Origin of the sequence: Streptomyces sp. SCSIO 30461, from assembly GCF_037023745.1 — a bacterium.
Classification (GTDB): domain Bacteria; phylum Actinomycetota; class Actinomycetes; order Streptomycetales; family Streptomycetaceae; genus Streptomyces.
This window is the reverse complement of the sequence record NZ_CP146101.1, coordinates 7902019-7918044: the sequence shown is the minus strand read 5'-3', so window position 1 is coordinate 7918044 and position 16026 is coordinate 7902019. Positions and strand designations below refer to the sequence as shown.

The 16026-nt window shown below is 68.6% G+C and carries 14 protein-coding genes; 8 read left to right on the top strand and 6 right to left on the bottom strand.

Going from position 1 to position 16026, the window contains the following annotated elements:
• Positions 1-8: 8 nt before the first annotated feature.
• A complete protein-coding gene (locus tag V1460_RS35510) occupies positions 9-1199 on the top strand; it encodes a methyltransferase (RefSeq protein ID WP_338677704.1) in 1191 nt (396 codons plus the stop codon).
• Here V1460_RS35510 and V1460_RS35505 read toward each other — a convergent pair.
• From V1460_RS35505 to V1460_RS35490, 4 genes are all read right to left on the bottom strand, one after another.
• Positions 1115-2005 (bottom strand): recombinase family protein, encoded by an 891-nt coding sequence (locus V1460_RS35505; RefSeq protein ID WP_338677703.1) that lies wholly within the window; start codon positions 2003-2005, stop codon positions 1115-1117. The genes V1460_RS35510 and V1460_RS35505 overlap by 85 nt on opposite strands.
• A gap of 195 nt (positions 2006-2200) precedes the next feature.
• A complete protein-coding gene (locus V1460_RS35500) occupies positions 2201-3085 on the bottom strand; it encodes a Yip1 family protein (RefSeq protein WP_338677701.1) in 885 nt (294 codons plus the stop codon).
• Positions 3086-3407: 322 nt separating this feature from the next.
• A complete protein-coding gene (locus V1460_RS35495; protein ID WP_338677700.1) occupies positions 3408-5675 on the bottom strand; it encodes a (Fe-S)-binding protein in 2268 nt (755 codons plus the stop codon).
• A 148-nt stretch (positions 5676-5823) separates the two neighbouring features.
• A complete protein-coding gene (locus V1460_RS35490; RefSeq protein WP_338677699.1) occupies positions 5824-6363 on the bottom strand; it encodes a sugar transferase in 540 nt (179 codons plus the stop codon).
• A gap of 376 nt (positions 6364-6739) precedes the next feature.
• Here V1460_RS35490 and dnaK point away from each other — a divergent pair, with 376 nt between their 5' ends.
• The 4 genes from dnaK to V1460_RS35470 are packed head-to-tail and all read left to right on the top strand — an operon-like array spanning position 6740 to position 10960.
• Positions 6740-8593, top strand: coding sequence for a molecular chaperone DnaK (gene dnaK, locus V1460_RS35485; protein ID WP_338677698.1), 1854 nt, complete (start codon positions 6740-6742; stop codon positions 8591-8593).
• Complete coding sequence (grpE, locus tag V1460_RS35480) at positions 8593-9258, top strand: nucleotide exchange factor GrpE (protein WP_338677696.1); 666 nt, start codon at positions 8593-8595, stop codon at positions 9256-9258. The genes dnaK and grpE overlap by 1 nt, the downstream gene beginning before the upstream one ends.
• Positions 9259-9303: 45 nt before the next feature.
• The gene (dnaJ, locus tag V1460_RS35475; protein ID WP_338677695.1) at positions 9304-10497 is read left to right on the top strand and encodes a molecular chaperone DnaJ; all 1194 of its coding nucleotides are present in this window, start codon (positions 9304-9306) and stop codon (positions 10495-10497) included.
• 4 nt (positions 10498-10501) lie between these two features.
• The gene (locus V1460_RS35470; RefSeq protein WP_338677694.1) at positions 10502-10960 is read left to right on the top strand and encodes a heat shock protein transcriptional repressor HspR; all 459 of its coding nucleotides are present in this window, start codon (positions 10502-10504) and stop codon (positions 10958-10960) included.
• Between the two features lie 112 nt (positions 10961-11072).
• Here V1460_RS35470 and V1460_RS35465 read toward each other — a convergent pair whose 3' ends face one another.
• Positions 11073-11213, bottom strand: coding sequence for a hypothetical protein (locus V1460_RS35465; RefSeq protein WP_338677693.1), 141 nt, complete (start codon positions 11211-11213; stop codon positions 11073-11075).
• 14 nt (positions 11214-11227) lie between these two features.
• Entirely contained in the window at positions 11228-12250 is a 1023-nt protein-coding gene (locus tag V1460_RS35460) for a helix-turn-helix transcriptional regulator (protein WP_338677692.1), read from the bottom strand.
• Positions 12251-12378: 128 nt separating this feature from the next.
• Here V1460_RS35460 and V1460_RS35455 point away from each other — a divergent pair, with 128 nt between their 5' ends.
• From V1460_RS35455 to clpB, 3 genes are all read left to right on the top strand, one after another.
• On the top strand, positions 12379-12696 hold the full coding sequence (locus tag V1460_RS35455; protein WP_338677690.1) for a hypothetical protein: 318 nt from the start codon (positions 12379-12381) through the stop codon (positions 12694-12696).
• Positions 12693-13010 (top strand): (2Fe-2S)-binding protein, encoded by a 318-nt coding sequence (locus V1460_RS35450; RefSeq protein WP_338677689.1) that lies wholly within the window; start codon positions 12693-12695, stop codon positions 13008-13010. The genes V1460_RS35455 and V1460_RS35450 overlap by 4 nt, the downstream gene beginning before the upstream one ends.
• Positions 13011-13218: 208 nt before the next feature.
• Positions 13219-15807 carry an ATP-dependent chaperone ClpB gene (clpB, locus tag V1460_RS35445; protein WP_338677688.1) on the top strand — a complete coding sequence of 863 codons (2589 nt, stop codon included), beginning with the start codon at positions 13219-13221 and terminating at the stop codon, positions 15805-15807.
• Positions 15808-16026: the final 219 nt, after the last annotated feature.

Genomic DNA, 16026 nt, shown 5'->3' with positions numbered 1-16026 from the left:
GGGCGAGCATGTCTGACCTGATCGAAGAGCGGGCCCGTGTGCTGCGGGCGCGCCTGGCGGACGAGCTGGAACGTGACGGTTCGCTGCGCTCGCCTGAGTGGCGGCGGGCAGTGGAGCGGGTGCCTCGGCATCCCTTCCTTCCCCGCTTCTACCGGGATGCTCCCGGCCCTGACGGTGTCACCCGCTATACGCCCGTCAGCCCTGAGCGCGACGCCGATGAGTGGCTGACGCTGATCTACCGCAACAAGACCTGGGTGACCCAGCTCGACAACGGCGCCACATCGACGGACGGCGCACCCGTCACGGGAATCCCCACGAGTTCGTCCACGCTGCCCGGTGCCGTGGTGAGGATGCTGGAGGACCTCGACGTTCCCGGCAAGGCACCCACGTTCCAGGCCGGTGGGGGCAGCGACTACTCGACGGGCTTGATGTGCGAACGGCTCGGGGACGAGTTCGTGACCCGCTCCGAGTACGACCCGGTGCTGTCCGCCGAAGGGCGCGAGCGGCTGGCCTCGCTCGGCTACCGGCCACGTCTGGTGACCGGAGACGCGGCGCAGGGCTGCCCGGAAGGCGCACCGTACAGCCGGATCATCGCCACCTACTCACCTGCACGTGTACCGGCCGCATGGCTGGAGCAGTCGGCCCCCGGTGGGCTCATCCTCGTGTCGCTCGTGGGCAGCCTCGACGCCTACGGCTACATCAAGCTGGAGAAGAGCTCCGCCACGGAAGCCCGCGGCCGGTTCATCAACGGCGACGTGTCCTTCATGCCGTCCCGCGAGATCGCACGGCCCGAGCTCGGCCCTCTCATGCGGGCGGCCCTCGACGGCCGGAAGCACTCACAGGCTGTGGACACCGTTCTTCATCCGCAGATGCTGGACGACCAAGGGCTGATGTGGGCGGCCCAACTCGCACTGCCCGGCACCAAACGCGTCGGCCTGACCGTGGACGACTGTTCCGGGCGCTGGTTTCTCCACCCTGACGGCTCCTGGGCGGTGCTGGAGACCCACCCTGACGGCTCCGTCCGGGCCTTCGAGGGCGGCACCCGACCGCTGTGGTCGGAGCTGGAGAAGGCCGCCACACGATGGCTGTCGGCCGACCGCCCCGGCCTGGAGCGCTACGGCCTGATCGCGACCGCCAACGCGAACCTGGTCTGGCTCGACCACCCCGACAACATCGTGGCCACCCTCACGGACGCCTGATCCCACGAACCTCCGCCTGCGGCCCGTACCTCACCGGCACGGGCCGCTTCTCCGTGCTCGGCTCCCTGTCCGCACGGCCTGCCGGAGTGGCTTTGGTCGGTGTCCTGTTCGGGTTGGGGTCGGGCATGTTCAGGGGGCCGTACGCTGCCGGGCAACTCGGGCGGGCTTGCCTCCTGCCCGCGCTCAGCGATGGCGGCGCAAACGGCCTCCCACTCCTCGACGGTGTTGATCACCTCCCACTCGCCCATGACCGGCTCCCCGTTCGCGCCGTACAACACGACACCGTGATAGGTGCGGTACCCGACGAGCCTGGGATTGGTGAGGATGTGTTCCACGCGGTGGTGCGCCATGCGCTTCGTACCTTCGCGGGGGTTGCCGTGACCCTCCTCCTGCCACTTCGTGCGGATGGTGCCGATGCGCACTCCGGCGAGAACGTCTTTCTGCGCGGCGCGGATGACGCCGGCTGCGTCGGGATCGACCTTGTTCCGGTCGTCCTTGCACCACCCGTAGGGCGCCGGACCGCCGTTGCTCTTGCCCTGCTGGGCCAACTCAAGGTGCTTGCGCTTGATTCGGCGTGACGTGTCGTGGGACGACTTGTCGGCGAACGCCACCATGACGCGCGCTATGGTCCGGCCATCGGCGCTGCCGAGATTCACGTCGTTGGTGACGGTGGCGAACTCCAGCTTCGGCCGCTCGTCGAAGATCTCGATCAGGCGCTCACAGTCGGTGCGCTGACGCGCTACGCCGAGCGCTTCGCCCTCGTCGTCCCGGGAGATCCGGGTGTAAATCCCCACCTTGCGTGCCATGATCGAGCCCTACCCGGCCGGTGCATTGCCCCGGCGATGCCAGAAGAGGCTACTACTGTCATCGGGTCCACTTCCTGTGGAGTGCCGAGCCGCCCCTCGTGCGGCGTGAGGGCCAGGTTCTCGACGCCTGAGCGTCACGCGTACATGGGTGCGAACAGGTGTGAGGGCCCCGCTTCGGCGGGGCCCTCGTGTCTTTCAGATCGTGCCCAGCTTGATGATCGCCAGCAGTGCGATCAGCTGGATGGCCGACGCTCCCAGCGCCTTCGTCCATGGCAGGTCATGAGACTTGCTCACCATGGATGTGAACAGCGCACCCGCCGCCAGCCAGGTCGCCCAGCCCACCACCTGCACCAGCGGGTTGTCACCGCCCAGGAACATCGCGAAGACCAGCCGCGGGGCGTCCGTCAGGGACATGATCAGCATGGAGAGGCCGACCGTCGGCTGCCAGGCGCCGTCGCCGCCGAGCTGGCGGGCCAGGGTGTGGGTGACCGCGCCCAGGATCAGGCCGCCGATGACGAAGAACACGCCCGTGATGAGCACGGAGGTGAGCGCCGTCGTGAACGGCGCCTTGATGGCTTCCTCGCGGGACTGGTCGAAGCCGAAGATCGCGAGCAGCCCGTAGAGGAACGAGACGGTGAGCGCCGGGCCCCACACCGGGTAGTCCCGCATCTGGTGGAAGGTCGAGCCTGGGCGCAGCACGATGCCGCGGAGCAGTTCCTTCCAGTGCAGGCGCGGGCCCGCGGGCGCGGAGCCGGCGTGATAGGTGGCCGCGTCCCCGTAGGGGTCGTCGTTGATGCTGAAAGCCCTCGTGTGGCCGGGGTTGTTGGCGTACGGGTCATCGGCGGGGTGAGGGTCGCCGAAGTACTCCGGTTCGCCGTGCGGGGCCCGCCCCTGCTGAGGGTGGCCGCCGCCCTGCTGGGGCCACTGCTGCCGCGGGGGGTAGGCGGGCGCGCCCTGGGAGCCTCCGTACTGGCCCTGCGGCGGGCCGTACGGCGGCGGGGGCGCCTGCTGCGGGCGCTGCTGCTGTTGCTGAGGGCGGTTGTCGCTGCCCCGTCCTCGTCCGATCCTGAATCCAGCCACGTATTCGAACGTACCTGGTCCTGCGTGGTCCGGTGGCCTTGGTCGGGGTACGGAGGGTGTTTGCTGCGGAGCTGTGACATCCCCTACGTGGTGTCCCTGAGGGGCCCTTGGAGGAAGACTGCTGTGCTGAACGTGGCCGCGGGATGTGAGCCGTCACCGCTCGCCGGGTAGAACGCGATCACATCCGCGCTCTCGCCCCGGTGAGCGCGCGTCACCACGTCGGGCCGCTTGTCGCCGGCGAACGCGGAAGCGGCCGGTCCTGCCCCCGAGGCAGGTCCGGCCGCTTCCGTGCTGCGGCGCTACGGGACGTAGGACGCCGTGGTCACTTCACCGGTTCCGGCTCGGGCGCGTTCTCCGTCTCGTCTGCGCCGGCCGGGTCCACCGGCGTCCTGACGGAGTCGAGGAGCAGCTGTGCCACATCCACGACCTGGAGGCTCTCCTTGGCCTTGCCGTCGTTCTTCTTGCCGTTCACCGAGTCCGTGAGCATGACGAGGCAGAACGGGCAGGCGGTGGACACGATGTCCGGGTTCAGCGACAGCGCCTCGTCCACCCGCTCGGTGTTGATGCGCTTGCCGATCCGCTCCTCCATCCACATCCGGGCACCGCCGGCGCCACAGCAGAAGCCGCGCTCCTTGTGGCGGTGCATCTCCTCGTTCCGCAGGCCGGGCACCTTGGCGATGATCTCGCGCGGCGGGGTGTAGACCTTGTTGTGGCGGCCCAGGTAGCAGGGGTCGTGATACGTGATCAGACCCTGGACCGGGGTGACCGGGATCAGCTTGCCCTCGTCGATGAGGTGCTGGAGCAGCTGCGTGTGGTGGATGACCTCGTACTCGCCGCCGAGCTGCGGGTACTCGTTCGCGATGGTGTTGAAGCAGTGCGGGCAGGTCGCGACGATCTTCTTCGCCGACTTCGGCTTCTTCGTCGACTCGTCCTCGTCGTCCTCGCCGAACGCCATGTTCAGCATGGCGACGTTCTCCGCGCCGAGCTGCTGGAACAGGAACTCGTTGCCGAGGCGGCGCGGCGAGTCGCCGGTGCACTTCTCCTCGCCGCCCATGATCGCGAACTTGACGCCCGCGATGTGCAGGAGTTCGGCGAAGGCCTTGGTGGTCTTCTTGGCGCGGTCCTCCAGGGCGCCGGCGCAGCCGACCCAGTACAGGTAGTCGACCTCGGTGAGGTCCTCGACGTCCTTGCCCACGACCGGGACCTCGAAGTCGACCTCCTTGGTCCACTCAAGGCGCTGCTTCTTGGCCAGACCCCAGGGGTTGCCCTTCTTCTCCAGGTTCTTGAGCATCGTGCCCGCCTCGGACGGGAAGGCGCTCTCGATCATCACCTGGTAGCGGCGCATGTCGACGATGTGGTCGATGTGCTCGATGTCGACCGGGCACTGCTCCACGCACGCACCGCAGGTGGTGCAGGACCACAGTACGTCCGGGTCGATGACGCCGTTCTCTTCGGCCGTTCCGATCAGCGGGCGTTCGGCCTCGGCCAGCGCCGCGGCGGGCACCGACGCGAGCTGCTCATCGGTGGCCTTCTCCTCGCCCTCCATGGTCTTGCCGCCGCCCGCGCGCAGATACGGGGCCTTGGCGTGCGCGTGGTCGCGCAGCGACATGATGAGCAGCTTCGGGGAGAGCGGCTTGCCGGTGTTCCAGGCGGGGCACTGCGACTGGCAGCGACCGCACTCGGTGCAGGTCGAGAAGTCGAGGATGCCCTTCCAGGAGAACTGCTCCACCTGGCTGACGCCGAAGGTGTCGTCCTCGCCCGGATCCTCGAAGTCGATCGGCTTGCCGCCCGAGGTCATCGGCAGCAGCGCGCCCAGGGAGGTCTCACCGGTGGCGTTGCGCTTGAACCAGATGTTCGGGAAGCCGAGGAAGCGGTGCCAGGCCACGCCCATGTCGGTCTTCAGGGAGACCGTGATCATCCAGATGAAGGAGGTCGCGATCTTCAGGCCCGCGAAGAAGTAGGTGAGGTTCTGGAGCGTGGAGACGTCCATGCCCTCCAGCCACGCCACCACCGGGTACGAGATGAAGAACGATGCCTCGTAGCTGTCCACATGGTGCTGGGCGCCCTCGAGCGCGTGCAGCATGAAGATGCAGACGCCGACGATGAGGATGACCGTCTCGACGAAGTACGCCTGGCCGAAGTTGGAGCCGGCGAAGCGGGACTTGCGGCCCGGCTTGTCCGGCCTGCTCAGCTGCCGGACCACGATCAGTACGAGGATGCCGAGCACCGTCATGGTGCCCATGAACTCGACGTAGACGTTGTACGGCGCCCATTCGCCGATGATCGGCAGGAGCCAGTCGGCCTGGAAGAGCTGGCCGATGGCGTTGACGATCGTCAGCAGCAGAGTGAGGAAGCCCACCGCCACGAACCAGTGCGCGACACCGACGACGCCCCAGCGGTTCATCCGGGTGTGGCCGACGAACTCACGGACCAGCGTGACGGTGCGCTGGTAGGGGTTGTCGGTGCGGGTGCCCGCGGGCACGTTCTGGCCGAGCCGCAGGAATGTGTAGATCTGGAGGATGGCGCGGCCGAACAGGGCCACGCCTACCACGATCAGAACCAGCGACACGATGATCGCGGCGAGTTGCATGTGGGGCTCCTCGGGCCTGCGAGGTGGGGAATCCGGCGCTTACCAGACAGCGATGCCTACTAAGCGGTAACTTATTCAGTCCGTGCTGAGACTACCCACATATTCCGCCGCACTGTAGTTGCACAAGCGGTGATCTGCGTCGCTCAGGTCACCCTGAGCGGGTGGCGGCGGAGCGTGGGCGTGAGCGCCGCCGGAGACGCCGACGCCGTCCAGGATGCACCCGCCCGCGTCGGCGCATCGCGCCAGGGGTGCGCAACAGGATCGCCAGGTCCAGCCGCAGTCCGTGGTGCTCCACATAGTGCTGGTCCAGTAGTGCCGCCTCGTACCAGGGCATCGTGGAATGCCTGGCGAGCTGTGCGAGTCCCGTCAGGCCCGGTTTGACGCTCTGCCGCCAGGGTGCCGCCGCCCGCGGGTCGTCCGGCGCCAATGCGGCGGGGCCGACCAGGGACAGTTCTCCGCGCACCACGTGCGGCAGCCGGGACAGCAGGTCGAGGCGGAGACGGCGGGTGCGCAGGGAGCGGATGACGACGGCCTGCCCGTGCAGTCCCGTCCTGGTCTCCCGGGTGTACGCGCCGCCGTGGCGTCGTGCCTTCACCGCCGACCAGGTCGCGGCGGTGGCCAGCAGGGGTGCGGTGACGAGCAGCAGGGCGGTGCCGGCGACCAGGTCGAGCAGGCGCTTCGCTCGCATGGGCCACCCTGCTCGCATGGGCCGCGGCGCAGGTGTGGATCGCGGCGCGGGCACGGACCGCGCCGCCGGCGGCATGGGACGCACGCGGCGTGTCGGCTTTCGTGTCGGCTGCACCGGGCGCCTGAGCTGCACCGCGCGCATGGCTCTCACCTGGCTCACCTGTCCGTTCTGTCATCTTTTCGGGTGCTTTTGTGAGAACCATGGCACGGTGAAGGGGGAGGTGCGCGCAGGCCGCGCCCGGGGTGGTCGGAGAGGGTCATGCGCAGCTGCGGTGCGCGCACCATAGTTGAGTCAGGTCGACTCAGGTCTGTTGACTCTCCAGGGGGAGTGGTGCATCCTTGAGTCAGTTGCACTCAAGTCCTATGGAGGAATCGAAATGGCACGTGCGGTCGGCATCGACCTGGGCACGACTAACTCCGTCGTCAGCGTTCTGGAGGGCGGCGAGCCCACCGTCATCACCAACGCAGAGGGCGCCAGGACCACGCCGTCCGTCGTCGCCTTCGCCAAGAACGGCGAGGTGCTGGTCGGCGAGGTCGCGAAGCGCCAGGCGGTCACCAACGTGGACCGGACCATCAGGTCCGTGAAGCGCCACATGGGCACGGACTGGAAGATCGAGCTCGACGGGAAGAACTTCAACCCGCAGCAGATGTCCGCGTTCATCCTGCAGAAGCTGAAGCGCGACGCCGAGTCCTACCTGGGCGAGAAGGTCACCGACGCGGTGATCACCGTCCCGGCGTACTTCAACGACTCCGAGCGCCAGGCCACCAAGGAGGCCGGTGAGATCGCGGGCCTCAACGTCCTGCGCATCGTCAACGAGCCGACCGCCGCCGCGCTCGCCTACGGCCTCGACAAGGACGACCAGACCATCCTGGTCTTCGACCTCGGTGGCGGTACCTTCGACGTCTCGCTGCTGGAGATCGGCGACGGTGTCGTCGAGGTGAAGGCCACCAACGGTGACAATCACCTCGGTGGTGACGACTGGGACCAGCGCGTCGTCGACTACCTGGTGAAGCAGTTCGCCAACGGCCACGGAGTCGACCTGTCCAAGGACAAGATGGCGCTCCAGCGTCTGCGCGAGGCTGCCGAGAAGGCGAAGATCGAGCTGTCGTCCTCCACCGAGACGACGATCAACCTGCCCTACATCACGGCGTCCGCCGAGGGCCCGCTGCACCTGGACGAGAAGCTCACGCGCGCCCAGTTCCAGCAGCTCACCGCCGACCTCCTGGAGCGCTGCAAGACCCCGTTCCACAACGTGATCAAGGACGCCGGCATCCAGCTCTCCGAGATCGACCACGTGGTCCTCGTCGGTGGCTCCACCCGTATGCCGGCCGTCGCCGAGCTCGTGAAGGAGCTGACCGGCGGCAAGGAGGCCAACAAGGGCGTGAACCCGGACGAGGTCGTCGCCATCGGCGCCACCCTCCAGGCCGGTGTCCTCAAGGGTGAGGTCAAGGACGTCCTGCTCCTCGACGTGACCCCGCTGTCCCTCGGCATCGAGACCAAGGGCGGCATCATGACCAAGCTGATCGAGCGCAACACCACGATCCCGACCAAGCGCTCCGAGATCTTCACCACGGCCGAGGACAACCAGCCGTCCGTGCAGATCCAGGTCTACCAGGGCGAGCGCGAGATCGCGGCGTACAACAAGAAGCTCGGCATGTTCGAGCTCACCGGCCTCCCGCCGGCCCCGCGCAGCGTCCCGCAGATCGAGGTCTCCTTCGACATCGACGCCAACGGCATCATGCACGTGACCGCGAAGGACCTGGGCACGGGCAAGGAGCAGAAGATGACCGTCACCGGCGGCTCCTCGCTCGCCAAGGACGAGGTCGACCGGATGCGCCAGGAGGCCGAGCAGTACGCGGAGGAGGACCACCGCCGCCGCGAGGCCGCCGAGACCCGCAACCAGGCCGAGCAGCTCGTCTACCAGACCGAGAAGTTCCTCAAGGACAACGAGGAGAAGGTCCCGGGCGAGGTCAAGACCGAGGTCGAGACCGCGCTCACCGAGCTCAAGGACAAGCTCAAGGGCGAGGACACCGCGGAGATCCGCACCGCCACCGAGAAGGTCGCGGCCGTCTCCCAGAAGCTGGGCCAGGCCATGTACGCCGACGCGCAGGCGGCGGGCGCTGCAGGTGACGCCGGTGCCGGACAGGCGAAGTCCGACGCCGACGCCGATGACGTGGTCGACGCCGAGATCGTCGACGACGAGAAGGACCGGAAGGGCGGCGCTGCCTGATGTCTGAGGAGACCCCGGGTTTCGAGGAGAAGCCCGACGTCCCCTCCGGCGCCAATCCCGAAGACGCGGCGCAGGCCGCCGCCCCCTCCACCGCGGAGGAGGGGGCGGCCCCGGCCGGGGACGCAGCACAGAACAGCACCGCCCAGGCAGGCCTGACGGCCCAGCTGGACCAGGTCCGCACCGCGCTCAACGAGCGCACCCTGGACCTCCAGCGGCTCCAGGCCGAATACCAGAACTACCGCCGCCGGGTGGAGCGGGACCGGATCACCGTCAAGGAGATCGCCGTCGCGCAGCTGCTCACCGAGCTGCTGCCGGTGCTCGACGACATCGGCCGCGCCCGTGAGCACAGCGAGCTGGTCGGCGGCTTCAAGTCGGTGGCCGAGTCCCTGGAGACGGTCGCCGCCAAGATGGGGCTCCAGCAGTTCGGCAAGGAGGGCGAGCCCTTCGACCCGACGGTCCACGAGGCGCTGATGCACTCGTACGCACCGGACGTCACCGAGACGACCTGTGTGGCGATCCTGCAGCCGGGTTACCGGATCGGGGAGCGGACCATCCGTCCGGCCCGGGTCGCGGTGGCCGAGCCCCAGCCGGGTGCGGCGCCGGCGGCGGGAGCGAAGGAAGAGCAGTCGGCCGACGAGGAGAGCGGTGGCCCGGACGAGGGCTGACGTGGTCGATGACGCACGAGGACGGGTCCGGAAGGAGGGACGTCGATGAGCACGAAGGACTTCGTGGAGAAGGACTACTACAAGGTTCTCGGCGTCCCCAAGGACGCCACCGATGCCGAGATCAAGAAGGCGTACCGGAAGCTCGCCCGCGAGTTCCACCCGGACGCCAACAAGGGCGACGCCAAGGCGGAGGAGCGCTTCAAGGAGATCTCCGAGGCCAATGACGTGCTCGGCGACGCCAAGCGGCGCAAGGAGTACGACGAGGCCCGCGCCCTCTTCGGCAACGGTGGCTTCCGGGCCGGCGGCCCTGGCGCCGGCGGCACCTTCAACTTCGACCTGAGCGACCTCTTCGGGGGTGCCCAGGGCGGGGGCGGCGGTGCCGCGGGCGGCTTCGGCGGCGGAGGCGGCGGCGGGCTCGGCGATGTCTTCGGCGGTCTCTTCAACCGCGGCGCGGGCGCGGGCACGCGTACCCAGCCGCGCCGCGGCCAGGACATCGAGTCCGAGGTGACGCTCAGCTTCACCGAGGCCGTGGACGGGGCCACGGTCCCGCTGCGGATGTCCAGCCAGCAGCCCTGCAAGGCGTGCTCGGGCACCGGCGACAAGAACGGCACCCCCAGGGTGTGCCCGACCTGCGTCGGCACCGGGCAGGTCTCGCGCGGCGGCAGCGGCTCGTTCTCGCTGACCGACCCCTGTGTGGACTGCAAGGGCCGCGGCCTGATCGCCGAGAACCCGTGCGAGATCTGCCACGGCAGTGGTCGCGCCAAGTCCTCGCGCACCATGCAGGTCCGCATCCCGGCGGGGGTGTCAGACGGGCAGCGCATCCGGCTGCGCGGCAAGGGCACCCCGGGCGAGCGCGGCGGGCCGGCCGGCGACCTGTACGTCGTCGTCCATGTCGACGCTCACCCGGTGTTCGGCCGCAAGGGCGACAACCTCACCGTCACCGTGCCGGTCAGTTTCCCGGAAGCGGCCATCGGCGGAGAGGTGAAGGTCCCGACGCTCGGAGGCCCCCCGGTCACGCTGAAACTGCCCGCCGGTACGCCCAACGGACGTACGATGCGGGCCCGCGGCAAGGGCGCCGTACGCAAGGACGGCACCCGCGGCGATCTGCTGGTCACCGTGGAGGTCGCGGTGCCGACGGAGCTCGGTGACGAGGCACGGGAGGCCCTGGAGGCCTACCGGAAGGCGACTGCGGACGAGGACCCGCGGGCAGAACTGTTCCAGGCTGCGAAGGGAGCGTGACCTCATGGAGAGGGACGGCCGACGCCGTAATCCGTACCAGCTGACGGACGAGACACCGGTGTACGTCATCTCGGTGGCGGCCCAGCTCTCCGGTCTGCACCCGCAGACCCTGCGACAGTACGACCGGCTCGGCCTGGTCTCCCCGGACCGCACGGCGGGCCGGGGCAGGCGCTACTCGGCACGTGACATCGAACTGCTCCGCCAGGTGCAGGCGCTGTCCCAGGACGAGGGCATCAACCTCGCCGGGATCAAGCGCATCATCGAGCTGGAGCACCAGGTCGCGGCGCTCCAGGCGAGGGTCGCCGAGCTGGCGGCGGCGGTCGACGGCGCGGCGGCGGCTATGCGGCAGCGTGAGGCGCAGGTGCACGCGTCCTACCGGCGCGACCTGGTGCCGTACCAGGACGTGCAGCAGACGAGCGCGTTGGTGGTGTGGCGGCCGAAGCAGCCGAAGCGGGACACCTGAGCCCCGGGTCTGAGGGCAGAGCCTACGAGGGCGGAGTCCCCGGGGACAGGGGACATGCGAAGGGGCCGGGAGGGCCGCAAGGTCCTCCCGGCCCCTTCGCGCTGTCGTGCCGTCAGGGCGCGGCATGCTCGATCGTGAGGCGTCGGTCGCTGCCGACGCCGTCGTGCGCCGCCTCGGGTACGGACTTGCCGCCTCGTGCGGACTCGGTGCCGTCGGCCGGCACCTGGAAGCCCGCCGCGCGATGACCGCACACCGGTGTGATCGCTGTCAGGCGTGGTCGACTTGCTGTTCGGCGGGCTCCACGGATTCGGTCTGCTCCAGGATCCCCGAGCGGGCGATGAGGAAGCCGAGTTGCGCGCGCGAACCACTGCCGAGTGTGGACGCCAGCTTCGCGATATGGGCGCGGCAGGTGCGGACGTTCATCCCGAGGCGACGGGCGATGGCCTCGTCGACATGCCCCTCGACGAGGAGCTTGGCTATGGAGTGCTGCACACCGCTGATGCCGTCCAGCTTCCGGACGTACGAGGCGACCTGGTCGTTCCAGGGGGTGCCGTGCAGCCAGAACTGCTCGAAGACACCGACGAGATACTGCACCAGGCCCTCGTGGCGCAGTTCCAGGGCGACCCGGCGGTCGCTGCGTGCCGGAATGAACGCGACTTTCCGGTCCACGATGATGAGCCGGTCGATGATCTCCTCAAGGGTGCGGACCTCGGCGCCGTACGGGGCGACCAGCTCGACATAGGCCATCGTGGAGGGGTTGTGGCGCGATGTGTGCTGGTAGAGCGTACGCATCCGGACGCCTCTGTCGATGATCGTCTCGACTCGCCGCAGCCCCTCCCGGAGCGTCGCGGGAGGCCGGCCACTGCCGGGTTGTACGGTCAGCAGTTCATCGGTGCATTCGTCGATGGCGCGGTCAAGCGCGGTATTGATCACACTCAGGCCGTCGAGCACCGTGATGGCGTGTGTGGTCGACGCGTCGTTCGGGCTCAGTGTCATGAATGGCTCGAAGGCGTCCGTCAGTGACATCGTGAGGCGTCTTCGCTCTTGGATCTCCCGCTCGATGGGGTGTATGAGCTGGTGCAGAGCGACGGACGGCGGAATCGGACGGAGCCATTTCGCGTCGTCCGGGTCCGGGCGCAGCATGGCGAGTTCGATGAGACAGGGCGTGTCGATCACTTCGGAGCGGGCTATGCGGCCGTTGCGCAGAGCGGACGCATAGAGACTTCTCCCCGCCTCACACAGCTCGTTGTGACTGTGCCCGTCTCCCGATTCGCCCCTTTTCGCATCCATGTGCACCCCCCTCAGGGTCCTGAATTACAGGAACATGATGCCTGCACTCGCTGGTGGAAGGGTTCGGACTGAGCCATCGTCGTAGTCGCGGGGGAGGAGGTAATGATTGAAAGAGGTGGAGATCGGCGATGACCAGGATGGTTCGTGCACTTTGCGCTATAGCCGTTGCGGCCGCACTCGGTGGTCTCGCGGCCAGCGGCGAGCCCACGTGGGATACCGCGCCGGTGTCCGTCGTCGCGGTCAAGGGTGAGCCCACCTGGGATACCGCGCCCGTGTCGGTCAAGGGTGAGCCCACCTGGGACGCCGCGCCCGTGTCGGTCAAGGGTGAGCCCACCTGGGATACCGCGCCCGTGTCGGTCAAGGGTGAGCCCACCTGGGATACCGCGCCCGTGTCGGCAGAGGGTGAGCCGACCTGGGACAGCGCCCCGGCAGGCGTCGACGCATGAGTATTTCTCCGGACGATCGCGTCTTCCGCCGTGAGATGGCGACCGCGTACCGATCAGGCTGGCACTTCATCGATCTGGTCACGGCAGTACCAGGCCGTGGTGACTCGTTGAAGGTCACGCTCTTCGGAGAGCCGATCGTGGTTGCCCGCGGCGACGACGAGGATGTCCGAGCCTACCGTTGCCTGCGGCGGCCCCGAGGGGCTCCGCAACCCGTTCGCTGTGCCATCCGGTACGGCATGATTTTCGTCAATCTCGATCAGCGCGACCACCAGCTGGTCGGATCGCAGACCACCGCCACCCCCCGCAGTGCCTGAGCGGTTCCCCCGTCGTTCAAAGATCGCTCAGGTGCTCCCCCACACAGCGGCGCCATCGTGGACCTGAAACACGATGGCGCCGCTGTGCTTTTCGCGTTTCCCGCACTCTCCGAGCCGCATCCTGTCATCCTTGAGTGGAATCGACTCAACTTTGTGTACCCTGGACAAGTCATAGGTATCAGGGTCGCCAAAGGAGGAGAAACCGCACGTGGACGCCGAGCTGACCAACAGGAGCCGGGACGCGCTCAATGCCGCTTCCAGCCGAGCCGTGTCCGAGGGCCACCCCGATCTGACCCCTGCGCATCTCCTGCTCGCACTCCTCGCGGGTCAGGACAACGAGAACATCACCGATCTGCTCGCCGCCGTGGACGCGGACCAGGCAGCCGTACGGGCCGGGGCCGAGCGGGTGCTCGCCGATCTGCCCAGCGTCACCGGGTCCACCGTCGCACCGCCGCAGCCCAACCGCGAGCTGCTCGCGGTCATCGCCGACGCGGACCGCCGCGCCAAGGAACTCGGCGACGAGTACCTGTCGACCGAGCACCTGCTGATCGGCATCGCCGACAAGGGCGGCCGCAGCGCCGAGGTGCTGAACGGGCAGGGCGCCACGGCGAAGAAGCTGCTGGCCGCCTTCCAGGAGTCCCGGGGTTCGCGGCGCGTGACCACCGCCGACCCGGAGGGCCAGTACAAGGCGCTGGAGAAGTTCGGTACGGACTTCACGGCCGCGGCCCGCGAGGGCAAGCTCGACCCGGTCATCGGGCGTGACCATGAGATCCGCCGGGTCGTGCAGGTGCTGTCCCGCCGCACCAAGAACAACCCCGTGCTGATCGGTGAGCCCGGCGTCGGCAAGACCGCCGTGGTGGAGGGCCTGGCCCAGCGCATCGTCAAGGGCGACGTGCCCGAGTCGCTGCGCGACAAGCGGCTGGTCTCCCTGGACCTGGGCGCGATGGTCGCGGGTGCGAAGTACCGAGGCGAGTTCGAGGAGCGGCTGAAGACCGTGCTCTCCGAGATCAAGGAGAGCGACGGCCAGATCATCACCTTCATCGATGAGCTGCACACCGTCGTCGGCGCGGGCGCAGGCGGCGACTCCGCGATGGACGCGGGCAACATGCTGAAGCCCATGCTGGCGCGTGGCGAGCTGCGCATGGTCGGCGCCACCACGCTGGACGAGTACCGCGAGCGGATCGAGAAGGACCCGGCACTGGAGCGGCGCTTCCAGCAGGTGCTGGTCGCCGAGCCGACCGTCGAGGACACCATCGCGATCCTGCGCGGGCTCAAGGGCCGCTACGAGGCCCACCACAAGGTGCAGATCGCGGACAGTGCCCTCGTCGCCGCCGCGACCCTCTCCGACCGCTACATCACGTCCCGCTTCCTGCCCGACAAGGCCATCGACCTGGTGGACGAGTCGGCGTCCCGGCTGCGGATGGAGATCGACTCGTCCCCGGTCGAGATCGACGAGCTCCAGCGCTCCGTCGACCGGCTGCGGATGGAGGAGCTGGCGCTCAAGAACGAGACCGACGAGGCGAGCAAGCAACGTCTGGAGAAGCTGCGCCGCGACCTTGCCGACCGCGAGGAGGAGCTGCGCGGTCTCACCGCACGCTGGGAGAAGGAGAAGGAGTCCCTCAACCGGGTCGGTGAATTGAAGGAGCGGCTCGACAGTCTGCGCGGGCAGGCCGAGCGCGCCCAGCGCGACGGTGACTTCGACAGCGCCTCCAAGCTGCTCTACGGAGAGATCCCGGCACTGGAGCGCGAGCTGGAGGAGGCCACAGAGGCGGAGGCACAGGCGGAGGCCGCCAAGGACACCATGGTCAAGGAGGAGGTCGGCCCCGACGACATCGCGGACGTGGTGTCCGCGTGGACCGGCATCCCGGCCGGACGGCTGCTCGAAGGGGAGACCCAGAAGCTGCTGCGCATGGAGGACGAGCTGGGCCGGCGTCTGATCGGTCAGACCGAGGCGGTGCGGGCGGTCTCCGACGCGGTACGCCGCTCGCGGGCGGGCATCGCGGACCCGGACCGGCCCGCCGGGTCGTTCCTCTTCCTCGGTCCGACCGGTGTCGGCAAGACCGAGCTGGCGAAGGCGCTCGCGGACTTCCTGTTCGACGACGAGCGAGCCATGGTCCGTATCGACATGTCCGAATACAGCGAGAAGCACTCCGTCGCCCGGCTGGTCGGGGCGCCTCCCGGTTATGTCGGCTACGAGGAGGGCGGGCAGCTCACCGAGGCGGTGCGGCGCCGTCCGTACACCGTGGTCCTGCTGGACGAGGTGGAGAAGGCGCACCCGGAGGTCTTCGACATCCTGCTCCAGGTCCTGGACGACGGTCGGCTCACGGACGGGCAGGGCCGTACGGTCGACTTCCGCAACACCATCCTGATCCTCACCTCCAACCTGGGCAGCCAGTACCTGATGGAGCCGCTGACCAGCGAGGAGGAGAAGAAGCAGCAGGTCCTGGAGGTCGTGCGGGCCTCGTTCAAGCCGGAGTTCCTCAACCGGCTGGACGATCTGGTGGTGTTCTCCGCCCTGTCGAAGGACGAGTTGGCGAGGATCGCCGAACTCCAGATCGACGGGCTCGCCAGGCGCCTCGCCGAGCGCAGGCTCACCCTTGAGGTCACCCCGGCGGCGCTCGAGTGGCTGGCGGAGGAGGGTAACGACCCCGCGTACGGCGCCCGGCCGCTGCGCAGGCTCGTCCAGACCGCTATCGGAGACCGGCTGGCCAGGCAGATCCTCGCGGGCGAGATCAAGGACGGGGACAGTGTCCGCGTCGACCTGGTCGGGGACGGGCTGGTCGTCGGCACGGCGTGACGGTGCCGTGGCCGGGTGGCCGGGTGGCCGGGTGGCCGGGTGGCCGGGTGGCCGGGTGGCCGGGTGGTCGGGCGGCGTCGTGGCCGGGTGGTCGGGCCATGGGCGGCCCGGCTGTCCGGACATGGGACAGGACACGAATGGATCAAGCCCCGGTAGGGGTTGCCAGCCACCGCCCGGCATGAGGGAGGATGGCCGTTATCCGTATGAAGGGAATCACCC

What these genes read in the sequence shown, in the direction of transcription:
- V1460_RS35510 (WP_338677704.1), top strand. Translation starts at nt 9, where the DNA reads ATGTCTGACCTGATCGAAGAGCGGGCCCGTGTGCTGCGGGCGCGCCTG.
- V1460_RS35505 (WP_338677703.1), bottom strand. Translation starts at nt 2,005, where the DNA reads ATGGCACGCAAGGTGGGGATTTACACCCGGATCTCCCGGGACGACGAG.
- V1460_RS35495 (WP_338677700.1), bottom strand. Translation starts at nt 5,675, where the DNA reads ATGCAACTCGCCGCGATCATCGTGTCGCTGGTTCTGATCGTGGTAGGC.
- V1460_RS35490 (WP_338677699.1), bottom strand. Translation starts at nt 6,363, where the DNA reads ATGCGAGCGAAGCGCCTGCTCGACCTGGTCGCCGGCACCGCCCTGCTG.
- dnaK (WP_338677698.1), top strand. Translation starts at nt 6,740, where the DNA reads ATGGCACGTGCGGTCGGCATCGACCTGGGCACGACTAACTCCGTCGTC.
- grpE (WP_338677696.1), top strand. Translation starts at nt 8,593, where the DNA reads ATGTCTGAGGAGACCCCGGGTTTCGAGGAGAAGCCCGACGTCCCCTCC.
- dnaJ (WP_338677695.1), top strand. Translation starts at nt 9,304, where the DNA reads ATGAGCACGAAGGACTTCGTGGAGAAGGACTACTACAAGGTTCTCGGC.
- V1460_RS35470 (WP_338677694.1), top strand. Translation starts at nt 10,502, where the DNA reads ATGGAGAGGGACGGCCGACGCCGTAATCCGTACCAGCTGACGGACGAG.
- V1460_RS35460 (WP_338677692.1), bottom strand. Translation starts at nt 12,250, where the DNA reads ATGGATGCGAAAAGGGGCGAATCGGGAGACGGGCACAGTCACAACGAG.
- V1460_RS35455 (WP_338677690.1), top strand. Translation starts at nt 12,379, where the DNA reads ATGACCAGGATGGTTCGTGCACTTTGCGCTATAGCCGTTGCGGCCGCA.
- V1460_RS35450 (WP_338677689.1), top strand. Translation starts at nt 12,693, where the DNA reads ATGAGTATTTCTCCGGACGATCGCGTCTTCCGCCGTGAGATGGCGACC.